General features: G+C 72.5%; 17 protein-coding genes. All 17 read left to right on the top strand.

Annotated features, from left to right (window positions below; genetic code table 11):
• Positions 1 to 71 precede the first annotated feature (71 nt).
• The 17 genes from ACFYZA_RS38835 (at position 72) to ACFYZA_RS38755 (ending at position 12,493) form a co-directional block, all read left to right on the top strand.
• The gene (locus ACFYZA_RS38835; protein WP_388494950.1) at positions 72 to 770 is read left to right on the top strand and encodes a GGDEF domain-containing protein; all 699 of its coding nucleotides are present in this window, start codon (positions 72 to 74) and stop codon (positions 768 to 770) included.
• Positions 770 to 1,621 (top strand): AAA family ATPase, encoded by an 852-nt coding sequence (locus ACFYZA_RS38830; protein WP_388494949.1) that lies wholly within the window; start codon positions 770 to 772, stop codon positions 1,619 to 1,621. Before ACFYZA_RS38835 ends, ACFYZA_RS38830 begins: the two co-directional genes overlap by 1 nt.
• A gap of 120 nt (positions 1,622 to 1,741) precedes the next feature.
• Positions 1,742 to 2,215 (top strand): hypothetical protein, encoded by a 474-nt coding sequence (locus tag ACFYZA_RS38825; protein WP_388494948.1) that lies wholly within the window; start codon positions 1,742 to 1,744, stop codon positions 2,213 to 2,215.
• Positions 2,216 to 2,272: 57 nt separating this feature from the next.
• The gene (locus tag ACFYZA_RS38820; RefSeq protein ID WP_388494947.1) at positions 2,273 to 3,010 is read left to right on the top strand and encodes an NUDIX domain-containing protein; all 738 of its coding nucleotides are present in this window, start codon (positions 2,273 to 2,275) and stop codon (positions 3,008 to 3,010) included.
• Between the two features lie 56 nt (positions 3,011 to 3,066).
• The gene (locus tag ACFYZA_RS38815; RefSeq protein ID WP_388494946.1) at positions 3,067 to 3,459 is read left to right on the top strand and encodes a hypothetical protein; all 393 of its coding nucleotides are present in this window, start codon (positions 3,067 to 3,069) and stop codon (positions 3,457 to 3,459) included.
• Between the two features lie 125 nt (positions 3,460 to 3,584).
• Positions 3,585 to 4,181, top strand: a complete 597-nt coding sequence (locus tag ACFYZA_RS38810) for a hypothetical protein (RefSeq protein WP_388494945.1) — start codon at positions 3,585 to 3,587, stop codon at positions 4,179 to 4,181.
• Positions 4,178 to 4,900, top strand: coding sequence for a hypothetical protein (locus ACFYZA_RS38805; protein ID WP_388494944.1), 723 nt, complete (start codon positions 4,178 to 4,180; stop codon positions 4,898 to 4,900). Before ACFYZA_RS38810 ends, ACFYZA_RS38805 begins: the two co-directional genes overlap by 4 nt.
• Before the next feature lie 10 nt (positions 4,901 to 4,910).
• A complete protein-coding gene (locus tag ACFYZA_RS38800) occupies positions 4,911 to 5,399 on the top strand; it encodes a hypothetical protein (RefSeq protein WP_365865842.1) in 489 nt (162 codons plus the stop codon).
• On the top strand, positions 5,396 to 6,064 hold the full coding sequence (locus ACFYZA_RS38795) for a hypothetical protein (protein ID WP_388494943.1): 669 nt from the start codon (positions 5,396 to 5,398) through the stop codon (positions 6,062 to 6,064). The genes ACFYZA_RS38800 and ACFYZA_RS38795 overlap by 4 nt, the downstream gene beginning before the upstream one ends.
• A complete protein-coding gene (locus tag ACFYZA_RS38790; RefSeq protein ID WP_388494942.1) occupies positions 6,061 to 6,333 on the top strand; it encodes a hypothetical protein in 273 nt (90 codons plus the stop codon). The genes ACFYZA_RS38795 and ACFYZA_RS38790 overlap by 4 nt, the downstream gene beginning before the upstream one ends.
• 287 nt (positions 6,334 to 6,620) lie before the next feature.
• Positions 6,621 to 7,046 carry a hypothetical protein gene (locus ACFYZA_RS38785; protein ID WP_388494941.1) on the top strand — a complete coding sequence of 142 codons (426 nt, stop codon included), beginning with the start codon at positions 6,621 to 6,623 and terminating at the stop codon, positions 7,044 to 7,046.
• A gap of 83 nt (positions 7,047 to 7,129) precedes the next feature.
• Positions 7,130 to 7,564 carry a DUF2742 domain-containing protein gene (locus tag ACFYZA_RS38780; RefSeq protein WP_388495024.1) on the top strand — a complete coding sequence of 145 codons (435 nt, stop codon included), beginning with the start codon at positions 7,130 to 7,132 and terminating at the stop codon, positions 7,562 to 7,564.
• A gap of 293 nt (positions 7,565 to 7,857) precedes the next feature.
• Complete coding sequence (locus ACFYZA_RS38775) at positions 7,858 to 8,745, top strand: hypothetical protein (RefSeq protein WP_388494940.1); 888 nt, start codon at positions 7,858 to 7,860, stop codon at positions 8,743 to 8,745.
• Between the two features lie 79 nt (positions 8,746 to 8,824).
• Positions 8,825 to 9,787 carry a hypothetical protein gene (locus ACFYZA_RS38770; RefSeq protein WP_388494939.1) on the top strand — a complete coding sequence of 321 codons (963 nt, stop codon included), beginning with the start codon at positions 8,825 to 8,827 and terminating at the stop codon, positions 9,785 to 9,787.
• Positions 9,788 to 10,575: 788 nt separating this feature from the next.
• A complete protein-coding gene (locus ACFYZA_RS38765; protein WP_388494938.1) occupies positions 10,576 to 11,046 on the top strand; it encodes a hypothetical protein in 471 nt (156 codons plus the stop codon).
• 76 nt (positions 11,047 to 11,122) lie between these two features.
• A complete protein-coding gene (locus tag ACFYZA_RS38760; protein WP_388494937.1) occupies positions 11,123 to 11,410 on the top strand; it encodes a hypothetical protein in 288 nt (95 codons plus the stop codon).
• Between the two features lie 183 nt (positions 11,411 to 11,593).
• Positions 11,594 to 12,493, top strand: a complete 900-nt coding sequence (locus tag ACFYZA_RS38755) for a methyltransferase (protein ID WP_388494936.1) — start codon at positions 11,594 to 11,596, stop codon at positions 12,491 to 12,493.
• Positions 12,494 to 12,627: the final 134 nt, after the last annotated feature.

Below are 12,627 nucleotides of genomic sequence, written 5' to 3'. Positions count from 1 at the left end.
CGGGGCGGCGGATGGCACCGCCGCCCCGGGCCCCTCGAAACCCGAACCGACCGAAAGGGACCCCCTCCACCATGCAGCCCGCCATACGCACCGGCGCCCTGCTCGACCGTGTCCGCGCCGACCTCGGCCGCCCCGACGCCAGCCCCCAACAGTTGCGGACCGCCCTCGCCGAGGTCGTGCCCGCCGCCGAGGAGCTGCTGGCCCAGGTGGCCGACCTCCAGGGCCAGCTCGCCCAGGCCCGCACGTGCCCGGTCACCGGCCTGCCCACCCGGTCCGCATGGACCACGCAGGCCCAGGACGTCCTGGCGGCGGGCCCCGCGGCCGTCCTCCTCGCGGACCTCGATGCGTTCAAGCCGGTCAATGACCGCTTCGGCCACGCGGCGGGCGACGCCGTCCTCGCCGCCGTTGGTGCCCGACTGGCTGAGTGGGCCGCCGCCGAGGGGGCCGTGGCCGGACGGCTCGGCGGCGACGAGTTCGCCGTGGCCCTCCCCGACGGCCCCGGCCTGGCCGCCCGCACCGCCCGGCTGCACACCTTGCTCACCGCCCCCATCGCCTACCGCGACCTGACCCTGACCGTCGGCGCCTCCATCGGTACCGCCCGCACCGCCGGCCTCGCCGACGCCACCGTGTCCGCCGCTCTCAAGCAGGCCGACGCCGCGATGTACCAGGTCAAGGGCCGGGGCCGCCGCGGCCGCCGCCGCACGGGGATCGTGCCGCTGCGCACCCCCGCTCTTCTCGCCCGTGTCCTTCCCTTCCGAAAGGCAGCCTGATGACCCAGCCCCACCTCCTTCCCGAGGAAGCACTCAACCTCCCCAGCGCCCTGATCCTGCTGCTCGGGGCGAGCGGTTCCGGCAAGACCCGCACCAGCAAGATGTTCGAGCCGCACATGGTCCTGCGCGCCGACGACCTGAGGGCCATGTGCGCCAGCGACCCCGGCAGCCAGCAGGTCAACGGCCCGGTGTGGCAGGCCCTGCACACGATGCTGGACGCCCGCCTGGGCCTGGGCCTGCGAACCGCCGTGGATGCGACGAACGCCAACGCGGGTGACCGGCAGGCGCTCATCCGCGCCGGCCGCAGCCACGGGGCCCCCGTCGTCGCCCTGCTGATGGGCACCGCCCCCTCGGTCGCGCAGGCCCGCAACGCCGTACGCGCCGCGAACCGCTGTGTCCCGGCGGACGTCGTCGCCACCCAGCACGCGCAGATCGTCGCGGCCCATCCGCGCCTGGCCAAGGAGGGTTTCGACCACATCGTCTTCGCCGAGCAGCTGCCCGTCCTGGGCACCGCCCTGGAGCGGCTGGCCCGCGAGGAGCGCGCCGCCAAGCCGATCGCGGACGTCCGCCGCACCTTCGGGGACGCGGCCGCGGACCTCTTCGACTGGGACACCCCCAGCCGCGACATGCAGTACCGCACCGGCACCTTCGGCGCCGGGGGCGAGTCCCTGAGCGTGCGCTGGATGGACGACGGCGACCCCTACGACCTCCGGTTCGAGGCGCTCGTCTCCTGCCCCACCGACTGGTGTGCGGGCCCGGCCTGGACGCCCGTGCGGTCGGTCGCCGAACTCGCCGCTGCCCACCAGAACAACCCGCTCGACGACACCCAGTGCGTCCGCTGCGACGCCTGACCAACAGGGCACACCCCCTTCCCGGAAACCGTGAAAGGTGGTATTGTTCTAGCTGTTGGAAGGGGGTGGCACCCCGACCGGCGTCACGACTCGAAACCCGCTCCGCGGAAGGGGACCACCATGCTCGGCATCCTCACCACCGTCATCGCCGTACTCGGCACCCTGGCCGGCGCCATCGTCTCCGGCTGGTACCAGCGCCGATCCGCCGAGCACGCCGAGCGCGTCGCCCGCAGCGAAGCGCTGCGCCGCGACCGCCTGGCGGCCGTCACCGATCTGGCCGCCGCCATCTCCGACCACCGCACCGCGATGTGGGTACGGGGCGACGCCAAGCTCAAGGGCGCCGCCCCGGACCGCCTGGCCGACCTGCGTTCGCGCTCCCACCAAACGCGGTCCGCCATCACCCGGCCTCTGGTCGCCCTGCGGGTCCTCATCACCGCCCCGGACGTCCGCCAGGCCGCCGACGCCATGGTCACCGCCACCCACGCCCTGCGCGGGGCGGACACCGACACCGATGTCCTCACCTGCGCCCGCCAGGAGGCACTGGCCAGCCACGACCACTTCGTGAACGTCGCCGCCGCCTACCTCGGCAACTGACCACCCATGATCCCGGGGCCGCCGCCATCGAGGCGGCCCCACCCAGAGAGGAACTTCATGCCCGAGACCATCCCCGCCGAACGACGCTGCTGGTCGGTGAACTGGCCGCAGTACACCCCGGCGGACATCACGCCGCCCGAGCTGCTGCCCGCGGCTCTGGCCCACCACGTGCCCGACTGGGCCGAGGGCGCCGCGACCCCGGCCGACGTGCACGACTGGCCCCTGCGCCAGGCCGACGCGCTCGTGCCGTTCCAGCTGGACGCGAGGGGCTGGCCCCTTCACCCGCAGGGCCGCACCGGCCGCACCGGACGGAATTTGGGCAAGTGGGGCGAGAACGCGGCCGCCGACCCGATCGTGGTCGCGGGCCACGGCGACGACCGCCGGGTGCTGCTGATCACCCGTGACGACATCGGCGTCGAAGCGATCCCGGGCGGGATGTGCGACCCGGGCGAGACGGCCCCGACCACGCTGGCCCGCGAGCTGCGTGAGGAGACCGGCGTCGACCTGAGCGACCACCAGCCCGTCATCCTCGGCCGCGACCTGGTCGACGACTGGCGGAACTCGGACCACGCGTGGGTGGCGTCCACGAGTGCCCTGTTCGTACTGCCCGCCACGGTGCGCGCCGTCGCCGCCGACGACGCGGTGGACGCCGGATGGTGGCCCTTCGGCTCCCTCACCGACCTCGACGCCGCGATCAGCGCGGCCGGACGTGTCCTCTACAGCGCTCACCGGCCGCTTCTCCAGCGCGCCCTCGACCACCTCGACCGGCCGCAACAGGCCGCCCGGCCCCGCTGATCCGCCCGGCCTGCCGGGAGCTCCCGGCAGGCCCCCACCGCTGAGGAAATCACCACATGGTCCGCGTCACCATCAACACCTTCGGCCACGACCACGGCACCCCGGAGGAACCGAGCGACATCACGCTGGACATCCGCCGGCACGTGCTGGCCACCCACCAGATCCCGGACGCGGAACAGCGCACCGGCCTGGACCCCGACATCGCGAACACGGTCCTGTCGGCCGCGGGCGTCGCCCGGCTCGTCGACAACACCGCGCTGCTCGCCATCGGCCTCCTGGAGGACGTCGCCGACGCCCGCGCCCGCCTGGTGAAGATCGCCGTAGGTGACGCCAGGGGAGTTCACTGGTCAGTGGGCATCGCGGAGGAGATCGCCCGGGTGCTGCGCCAGAACGACGTCGAGACCGAAGTCGTCCACCGCGAGATCCAGGTCCGCAGCACCGGGGCGTGACCCCTGCGGGCCGTCCTCGTCTGATCCGGCCCGGAATGTCTGAGCAGCACGACACAGTAGGGGTCCGGGGCCGCGGTAATCGGCCCCGGACCCCCGTCCGTACAACCTAGGAGAGAAAGCCGCCGATGAGCGACACCACCGCTCTGGATGCCGCGAAGATCGACATCCGCCGATGGACCCGAGAGGAACGGAGCGCCTGCCCCCCGTACGGCCCCCGGGTCATCTACACCCCCAGCGTCCTCGCCGAAGCCGCCGAGTTGCTCGGCAAGCTCTACACGGCAGGCCAGGAGCACCACATCGACCGCGAGGACTGGGCCGCCGTCACGAGCCTGCCCTTGGGGGTCCTGGAGGCCCTGGCCGCCCGCTACTGCTCGCGCGCCGAGCTGACCGGCACCGAGCGGCACGCCGCGCGGGACACCCTGGTCAGCGAACTCGGCGCCAGGGGGCTGACGGTCCAGCCCGGCCAGCGGATCGCCGTCGAACCGCTGCCCGACGGGCCGCGCTTCGGCCACCGGGGCCAGGCCCCCGTCTCCCTCGCGCTCACCAGCGACGGCTGGGACATCCGAGTCGATGAGACCGCCGGTGCGGACGGACCCCGCCCGATCGCCGCCCCCGCCACCGAGGACGGCGCCCGCGAGGTCGCCGAACTCGTCCACAAGATCCTCTCCGGCGAGGCCCCCAACCCCTTCGCCGCTCCGGCCGCGAAGGAGGCCACCGCATGACCGGCGCACCCGAAACGACCCGCGTCCTGCTGCCCGATGACGAGGACTGGCTGTCCCTGTTCATGGGCATGGAGGAGCCGCTGCTCATGCAGCTCGCCCTGAACGCCCGCGCCGTCCAGGAGGGCGACGAGGAGGTGTGGGAGCTGCCGCCGAACCTGGACGGAATCGGCGCCCACCAGGCGTGGGGCCGCCTGTTCGGCGCGCTGCCCGAACCCCTGCGGCACACCGGAACGAACATCGGGCGCTACGAACCGAACCGGGAGCGGCCCGCCGGGCGTTACGCCCTCTACGCCCCCGACGGCCGATGGGAGCACACCCCGCTCTACCCGGCCGACGTCGACCCGCACGACGTCGCCGCCGTGGCCGCCGTCCTCACCCACTTCCGTGCGGCGCTCGACGGCACGGACCACACGCAGCTCGGGGACTTCCTCCAGCAGATGGCCGACGACTGGGCCGACCCCGGCCGCGAGGGAAACGACCGGCAGATGGTCGAGGACTTCCTCCGCGGCCTGTCCGTCTGGCAACTGCCGCACCAGCCCGACGTCGACGTGCTACTCGAAGCCGTCGCCGCGGCCGGCCCCGGCGACGAGACGCCCGAGCGGATCGTCCTCACCGCGCCGCAGGAGGACGCCTACCAGACCTTCATGCGCCGGGTCTCGGCGGCCGTCGCCGGAAACAGCCCGCACGACTACGCCCTGCACCGCTACGCCAACAGCTGAGAAGGACCACATGCGACACGACGTCACCCCCAGCCCGGCATCGCTCTCCGAGGAAGAGATGACCGAGGCCCTCGAAGCCGCCGCCAAGCTCAGCCGAAGCGAGCTGCGGCGGGCCGCCACGCACCTGCTCACCTTCACCGGCCTGCCCGGCCGGGCCGACTTCGCCCGCCACACCGCCCTCGTGTGGGAGGAGGACCCGGAGACCGGCCGCGTCCTGACCGCGGAAGTCGACTGGACCGCCCTGCGCGACGACGAGTCGATGATCCTGAGCGGGTCCACCGACAAGCTGCTGCATCTGGCCCTCAGTTACGCCAAGGGTCGTCCCGTCCACCTGGACGCCTACCTCAACACCTTCGGCACCGCGACGGCGAAGCGCGTCCTGGAGGCCCACATGATCGGCATGGGGCTGGAGGGCTTCTACACCCTGGAGGACGGCCCCAAGCTCGAAGAGCTGAAGGCGCTCCACGCCGACCTCGGCATTCCGGCGGGGCAGGAATGACCGGCCTGTCCGCGCTCGCCGCGCACCTGAGCTACACCGCCCCCGAGCACCGAGACGGCTGCACGGTGACCGGCTGGGAGGTCGACTACCGGATGGACACCGCCGTCCGCGAGAGCTCCTACAGCGGCCACTCCTGCCCGATCGGCACCGAGGACAAGACCGCGTGCGGCCACGGCGACGAGTACGAGGCGCTCACGGTCCGGATCTACTGCCCGAAGTGCGGCGCCGCGACCAAGCTGGACGCCGAACTCCCCGGACGGCCCATGGTCTACGACACCACCCGGCTCGGCATGGGGGTCAAGCCCCGCCGTATCGGCCAGGTCTGGATCTACCAGGGCCCCCCGCCCCGGCTCGGCATCCTGTGCGACCCGCCCGGCGATCCCCAGTGGTACCTCGTCGCACGCCGCAACGCGTTGCGCCTGGCCCCCGAGGACATCGTCGGCGCCGTCGAACCTGCCATCGGCCCCAGAGGCGGAGCGACCTACACGGTCAGCTACGACCTCACCGAGCTGTCCCCGCCGGCCCCGGGGGAGCAGGGGACCCCGGTCTTCAGGAAGCACGGCAGGCTCGACGGCCAGTTCTTCCCGAACCTGACCGCGGCCGCCCGCTGGCTCGACGAGCACGCCGCCGCGCCCGCACCGGCCGGGGGAGGGCGAACGGCATGAACACCGCCCTCCCCTCGACGCCGGACACCGCGCCGTCGCCGCCCGAGTATCTGAATCCGCTCGTTGTCGCCTTGGTCCAGCAGATCGGGGCCGTCAGGCCCGAGGATGGGCTGCACGCGCAGGGTCGAGCTGCCGGATATCTCGATGTACTGGGGGCGCTGCTCGGGACGGACCGGCCGAGCGATGCCGCGTTCGAGATCGCGGCGACCCTCGACCTCGCTCCCGCCGCCCAACTCCTCGCGCCGAACGCCAGCAGCTCCACCACATAGCGTGCGCCACGTACGAAGGCGCATCAGGAACGCCCCGCAGGTTCGTCCTGCGGGGCGTTTTCCGTGCGGACGGAACGGTGCCCGTTCGAGCCTGGGGTCGGCGGTCTCGCACGCTTGCTTCTCGGTGTGCCGGCACCGCAGTTCCACACACTGCCGGCGCCATGAAAACACCTGGTCAGATGCCCTTTTCACGCTTCCGAATCAGGGTCAAGGGTGGTAATGTTCTTCTTGTTGGAAGGGGGTGGCACCCCGACCGGCCCCACCACTCGAAACCCCTTGGAGGACCCTTGACCCACGCTCGCCGCGCCCGGACCGCCATCGCCGCGATGCTCGACCACCCGGAAGCAGCCCGCAGGCCCGTCCCGTCCGTGAAGGCCGCCCGCGCGGCCCTGCGCCCCCTGGGTGCCCTCTCCCGCGAGGCCCGCGACCGCGAAGGCGCAACCACCGCGCGGGAACTGGTGGCCATCGCCGTCCGCGACGCGCTCGCCGACGCGTTCCACCTAGGGCGCACCTACGCGCTCAGCCCCCAGGACCTGGAGCAGCTCCACATCGTCCGCCTCTCGGGGCGCCCCTTCCCCGACAGGACCACGGACCGCGCCGCGGCGCTCGCCTGCTACGTCGGCAACCTCCGACGCCTCGCCGACGCGTACGGGCTGAGCGAGGACCACCTGGTCGACGACGCGGAGGAGGTCTACAAGCACGAGATCGCGTGACCGCCCGGCCGGGGCGGCGGATGGCACCGCCGCCCCGGCCTCCCACTCGAAACCCGACGCCGGAGGAGAAGCCCGTGAACACCATGACCGCCGACGCCCCGCAGCTGTGGGCCGAGCACCAGGTCACCACGCTCGCCGAAGGCGCGCGGGACTGGACCGTCCCCCCGTACGGATCGCTCGCATGGAGCCAGCTCCCGCCCAACGATCCCCGCCGGTACGCCGCCGTCATCGAGGCCGCCGAGCAGTGGCGGCGCCAGGCCGCGGAGGAGGAGCGCCTGGACCAGCTGGCCGACGACGACCCCGCCGCCTGGTACGCGGAAGTGACCGCCGGAGCGAACGACGAGGCCCGCCGCCTGGCCGGCCGTCTCGCCCGGATGCGCACCCTCGCCGAACTGGACGCCGCCCGCACCCACCGTCCGCCGCATCAGCTGCGGGCCACCCCCGGCTGGCCCCCGGTCGCCATTCCCGGCAAGCCCGGCCGGTACCTGCACCCCGCCCCGTGCGCGATGGCTGCGTGAACGAGTGCGCGACCCCCGGGTAGCCGCGTCGTACGGCATCCGGGAGTGGTCTACGGTCCGGCGGCCGCCAGGTGCGGCCCGTCGTGGCCGACGTCGAAAAGCGGCTGGCAAGGAAGAGGGACGGACCGGCCCGGGGGGACGTGCGGGCCGCCCTCGGCTCCTGGGAAAACCCTGGTCAGGCCCCCTTTTCTGCTAGGTGATCCGGCTCAGAGCTGGTAATATTGAACTTGTTGGAAGGGGGTGGCACCCCGACCGACGCCACCACTCGAAACCCAGACCGGAGGACGCAGGACATGACCGACATCAAGACGCGATACCGCTACGGCAAGCCGGACGGCAAGGGGCGCACCCCGGTCTACGTCGACGGCGCGGCCGAACCGGCCGGACACGTACGGAAGCTGAGCCGAGGTTCCTCCCCCTGGTGGTCGGAGGGCACCGGGGACCGCGGGGCCGGAAGCCACCACACCAGCAAGCGAGAAGCCGCTGAACGGCTGGTGCGCATGGTCGACATCCGCGCGCAGGTTGACCGCATCATCACGGGCCGCCGCGCCCGCCACACGCAGGCTCCGGCCGGATGGCGGTTCGCCAGTTGGACCGAGATCGAGCGCGAGGGATACCGCCAGGTCCGGCCCGTGCACCGCGCCCCGTACATCTACGGCGACGAGGGGGAGCGCTACCCCGACACCTTCGCCGCCCAGCCCGTCACCCTGACCCGGGTCACGACCCTGCACAACGGCTGTGTCGTGGTGTCCGGCACCGAGCCCGGCGACCGGCCCCCGTACGTCCTGCTGATGGACCCCGCCCACGTAGCGCTCGGTGCCCTGGTGCGCGAGCAGGAGCCGCGCTACGTCGCCCCGGGTGAGTGCATGGGGTGCGAGCAGGACGGCCCGCTGTACCAGGCCGGAACCCGGCTCGGCTGCGCCACCTGCACAGCGGCCGACCTCGGTATCTCCCCGGCAGACCTGCCCGCCGCCGTCGACGACGACGGCGCCGTGTGGTGGTCGGTGGGTGACACCGTGCGGCGCAAGGGCGAGCTCCCCGACGAGGACGCCGAGCCCGAGACCGGCCGCGTGACCGAGATCGAGACGTTCATCGCGGAGCGGTCCCGCCGGATCGCCGTCGACTTCGGTGACCGCTGGCCCGTCCGCTGGCAGCCGGCCGGACTCGCCCCCGTCTCGTAGCACCACCGCACCGGCCGGGGCGGCGCATGGCCGCGCTGCCCCGGCCCCTCGAAACCCGACACCGACCCGAAAGAGGACCATGAACACGCGCGTGGAAACCCCCTCCGTCGCGAGCATCACCGCCCTGCTGGCCGCCGCCGGACACCGCCCCGTCGCCCCCGGCCGCGACGGATTCACCCTCCGGCCGACCGCCGACGACGCCGCCCTGGTCCTCACCTACTGGTGCGAACCCCGCGACGCCCACGAGCACCTGACGGGCGGGCACATCCACCGCAGGCGCAGGATGCTCCTGGAGTGCGCGAGCCTGATCCGCGACGCCGGACACCAGGCTGCGCGAACCCCCACCGTCCAGAACCCGGGCCGGGCTGCCGTGGAGTCCGTTGTCATCTTCCCGGCCCCGGAGCCCGAACCCGAGCCCGCTGACCCCGCGCGCTGCTCCTGCACCCCGGCCGAGGTCTGCACACGCGCCGAGCTCCGCGCCGTCGCGGCCGCCGGCCTCGACAGGGCCACGGCGGCCGCCCGCAACGCGCTCCTTGACGCGCTGCACGAGAGCTCCGTCGAGCCGGTCAACCACGCTGCGGGCGGCCCGGAAGGCGTCGCGGCCCTGCTCGACCACTCCCGCAGCATCCTCGCGACGTTGCCGCCCGCACCCGACGAGTCCGCCGTACGGGCCGACCTCGAATGCCGGGGATGCGACTCCGCCGCGTGCCTCGCTGCCAACCAGCTTGCCCGCGCCGCCCTGGACCGGGCCGTCGCCCTGGCCGCCGTCAGCACCGTCGCCCTGGCCGCCGCGCGGACCATCCTGGACCGGGCCCACCTCGCGCTCACCCCCGGCGACCGGTGGAACAGCGCACGGATGACCGCCGCCGACCACCTTTCCCGGGTCCACTTCACCGCCGCAGCCGCCCTTGCGGTCCCCGCCGACGAGGTGCACGGCCACTACCGGGGAGCGCGCCGCCGCCGCGGGGGCCTTGCCGTCAACCTCCGGAAGGGGCGCACCCGGTACTGGTTCGTCCGCTGGGGCAGAGCCGTCTGGCACTGAGTCACACAGAGGGGCGGAAGCAACCAGCTTCCGCCCCTCCGCGCTACCCGGACAGGGCAGGACGCCGACAGGCCGACGAAGCGCGGCGAACCGCGCACGCAGCGGCGAGTCCTCCGCGCGAGCGACGACCACGCACCGTCAGGCCGGCGCCAGACGCGCAGCGCGAGGGTGGGGCACCCGACCTCCGGCCGGGTTGCGAGGGGCGCTCTCGCGCCGCCCCCTCGCGCACCCCAGGCGCCGGGGGCAAGGGCCGGTTGTGCGGCCGCGGGTTGCCGGGTGGGCATCGCACCTTCGGTGCGATCCGGCCGTGCGCCGCAGTCGTCGGGCGTGGCCGCCCTCCTTATTGCGGCCCGCGCTGCGCGCGGGCTGCGGTCGCAAGCTCCCTTGCGCGAAGCCCCGGGGGGCTCCTCCGGACGCCCGCCCCCCGGGGACCGGGGGACGGGCTGAGCTGAGTGGTGGGTCGGGGTGAGGAGAACGGTCTCGTCGTCGTCCGCCGGCAGCGTCGTGGCCGGGGCGAGGGGCTGAGGTCGAAGAGGGCCAGGAGGAGCTGGAGCCGGTGGGGAAGGTGCGGGCCGGCCCGGGGCCGGGGGAGGGAAGAGCGGCTGGCAAGGAGGGGGGTCGACAGGGCCCGGACGCCCCCTAAAAGATCATGGAACTACCGGGAAAAACCCTGGTCAGACCCCCTTTTCCGCTAGGCGATCCGGCCCAACACTGGTAATATTGAGCTTGTTGGAAGGGGGTGGCACCCCGGACAACGAGAACCACTCGAAACCACGGAGGCAGACGACATGACCGCGACGCTCACCACCGCCCAGATCGCAACGCAGCTCCGCGAGAAGGCCGCGCAGACGCCCGGCTACTGGACCGGGGGATGCGCCAACTGGGACTGCGCCAACAAGGTGTGCGAATACGTCGTAGCCGACGAGTATTACGCCACGTACGAGGACGCGCGCGCCGCTGGCGTGGAATGGGGAATGCGTATCTGCCGCTCGTGCAAGCGCAACGTCTGGACTGACGCCCTCGTGCTCTTGAGGCGTGAGCGCGTTTCGCTGGTTCGCCGCCCGCGCTGCGAATTCAGCACCACGACGGGATGCCACCTTTCCGGGAAGTATTTCGTACAGGTCTCCGGTGAGCGCAAGTGGTACTGCGCCCACGATGTCGCCCTCTACGTCCGCGCCGAATTCGACGTCTACCGAATCGACAAGCAGGGGCGAATCATCCACTCGACCAAGAAGCTGAGCGAGATTTTCAACGGCTGACAGACCCCCTACCCCGCCGGGGCGGCGGATGGCACCGCCGCCCCGGCCACTCGAAACCGATAAGGAGAGCCGCACCATGGCGTCAGACATCTACCCGCAGGACACATTCCACCCCGACCGCTCCCGCGCCGAGGGGTACGCGTGGGGAATCCTGCGGCCGGAGAGTGAATGGCTCTCCATTCTCGGCTCCCACTGGGAGCGCATCCCGCTCCCGGAATCCCCGGAGGACGCCGCCAGGCCCGGCGTGACCATGCTGCGCGACGGCGAGCCCGAGCCCTACACGCTGGCCAAGGTCCGCCGAGACGGGCAGGACATTTTCCGGGTGCTGGGAGTCGTCCGGACCTACACCCCCGAGCGCCGTTAGGCCCGTTCCGGGTCGGGCCAGCGCGGCCCGGCCCGGAATCCCGGTAAGTCTCAGAAATCCCCTGGTCAGGAGCCCTTTACGGCTTCCGAATCCGGCTCAACTCTGGTAATATTGAGCTTGTTGGAAGGGGGTGGCACCCCGACCAACATCACCACTCGAAACCCGAACGGAACGGCGGACCCCATGGCGAAGATGACCACCGAGCAGGCGACCCAGCACCGCAAGGCGCAGGACCTGATCGAGCTGGATCGCGAACTCACCCCCGAAGAGCGGGAATTCGTGCTCGACAACCTGATGGAGGAGGGGACCGCCCGGCTCGACGGCGCGTTCTTCACCCCCGCCGGTCTCGCCGTAGACATGGTGATCGAGGCATTCGGCAAAGACCGGGTGATCGACCTGTGCGCTGGAATCGGCCGCCTGGCCTGGACCGCGAGGCATTACCTCGGTTCCCACGGTGCAGCGCGCGAGATCGTGTGCATCGAGAAGAACCCGGAGTACGTCCGCGTAGGCCGCAAGATCCTGCCCGAGGCGACATGGATCTGCGCCGACGTCTTCGACGTGCCGACCATGGACCTGGGGGGCCCGTTCGACGTGGCCATTTCGAACCCGCCGTACGGGGCGGTAGCGCGCGGCGGGCGCACCGCTCCCCGCTACACCGGCAGCCGGTTCGAGTACCACGTCATCGACATCGCCGCCGAAGTGGCCCGGCACGGCGTGTTCCTCATCCCCCAGGAGTCGGCCCCCTTCCGCCACAGCGGATGTCGGACGCGGGAGGAGGCCCGGGGAGTCCAGTACGAGCGGTTCGAGCGCCACACGGGAATCACCCTGGAGCAGGGGTGCAGCGGCGACACCTCCCAGTACATCGATGAGTGGCGCGACGCGGCCCCACGCACCGAAATCGTCGTTGCCGACCTCACCCAGCGGAAGGCCGCCGCCACGACGGTCCCCAAGGCCGCCCCCGCGAAGGACTGGCGCACCATGTCCGCCGTCGAGTTCACCACCAGGCCGAAGGCGGCCCAGATGGCCGCGTTCGACGCGGGCGACCACCCGACCACCGGCACCATCGGCCTGTTCGACATCTGACGGTGCCGCCCGTACGGCGGAACCCCCGCCGTACGGGCTGCCGGGGCGTGGCCGCGTGCGCGGTGGGCGGCGGCCGGCCGGGGGTGGCCGGGCCGGGCGCGGAGCGCCGCCGGGGCGCGGCCGGGGGTCCGCCG

It is taken from the genome of Streptomyces sp. NPDC001828, from assembly GCF_042892175.1.
Lineage (GTDB): Bacteria > Actinomycetota > Actinomycetes > Streptomycetales > Streptomycetaceae > Streptomyces.
This window is presented reverse-complemented; position numbering and strand designations above follow the sequence as displayed.

Coding starts and splice junctions, on each gene's coding strand:
- ACFYZA_RS38835 (WP_388494950.1), top strand. CDS start 72: ATGCAGCCCGCCATACGCACCGGCGCCCTGCTCGACCGTGTCCGCGCC.
- ACFYZA_RS38830 (WP_388494949.1), top strand. CDS start 770: ATGACCCAGCCCCACCTCCTTCCCGAGGAAGCACTCAACCTCCCCAGC.
- ACFYZA_RS38825 (WP_388494948.1), top strand. CDS start 1,742: ATGCTCGGCATCCTCACCACCGTCATCGCCGTACTCGGCACCCTGGCC.
- ACFYZA_RS38820 (WP_388494947.1), top strand. CDS start 2,273: ATGCCCGAGACCATCCCCGCCGAACGACGCTGCTGGTCGGTGAACTGG.
- ACFYZA_RS38815 (WP_388494946.1), top strand. CDS start 3,067: ATGGTCCGCGTCACCATCAACACCTTCGGCCACGACCACGGCACCCCG.
- ACFYZA_RS38810 (WP_388494945.1), top strand. CDS start 3,585: ATGAGCGACACCACCGCTCTGGATGCCGCGAAGATCGACATCCGCCGA.
- ACFYZA_RS38805 (WP_388494944.1), top strand. CDS start 4,178: ATGACCGGCGCACCCGAAACGACCCGCGTCCTGCTGCCCGATGACGAG.
- ACFYZA_RS38800 (WP_365865842.1), top strand. CDS start 4,911: ATGCGACACGACGTCACCCCCAGCCCGGCATCGCTCTCCGAGGAAGAG.
- ACFYZA_RS38795 (WP_388494943.1), top strand. CDS start 5,396: ATGACCGGCCTGTCCGCGCTCGCCGCGCACCTGAGCTACACCGCCCCC.
- ACFYZA_RS38790 (WP_388494942.1), top strand. CDS start 6,061: ATGAACACCGCCCTCCCCTCGACGCCGGACACCGCGCCGTCGCCGCCC.
- ACFYZA_RS38780 (WP_388495024.1), top strand. CDS start 7,130: ATGACCGCCGACGCCCCGCAGCTGTGGGCCGAGCACCAGGTCACCACG.
- ACFYZA_RS38775 (WP_388494940.1), top strand. CDS start 7,858: ATGACCGACATCAAGACGCGATACCGCTACGGCAAGCCGGACGGCAAG.
- ACFYZA_RS38770 (WP_388494939.1), top strand. CDS start 8,825: ATGAACACGCGCGTGGAAACCCCCTCCGTCGCGAGCATCACCGCCCTG.
- ACFYZA_RS38765 (WP_388494938.1), top strand. CDS start 10,576: ATGACCGCGACGCTCACCACCGCCCAGATCGCAACGCAGCTCCGCGAG.
- ACFYZA_RS38760 (WP_388494937.1), top strand. CDS start 11,123: ATGGCGTCAGACATCTACCCGCAGGACACATTCCACCCCGACCGCTCC.
- ACFYZA_RS38755 (WP_388494936.1), top strand. CDS start 11,594: ATGGCGAAGATGACCACCGAGCAGGCGACCCAGCACCGCAAGGCGCAG.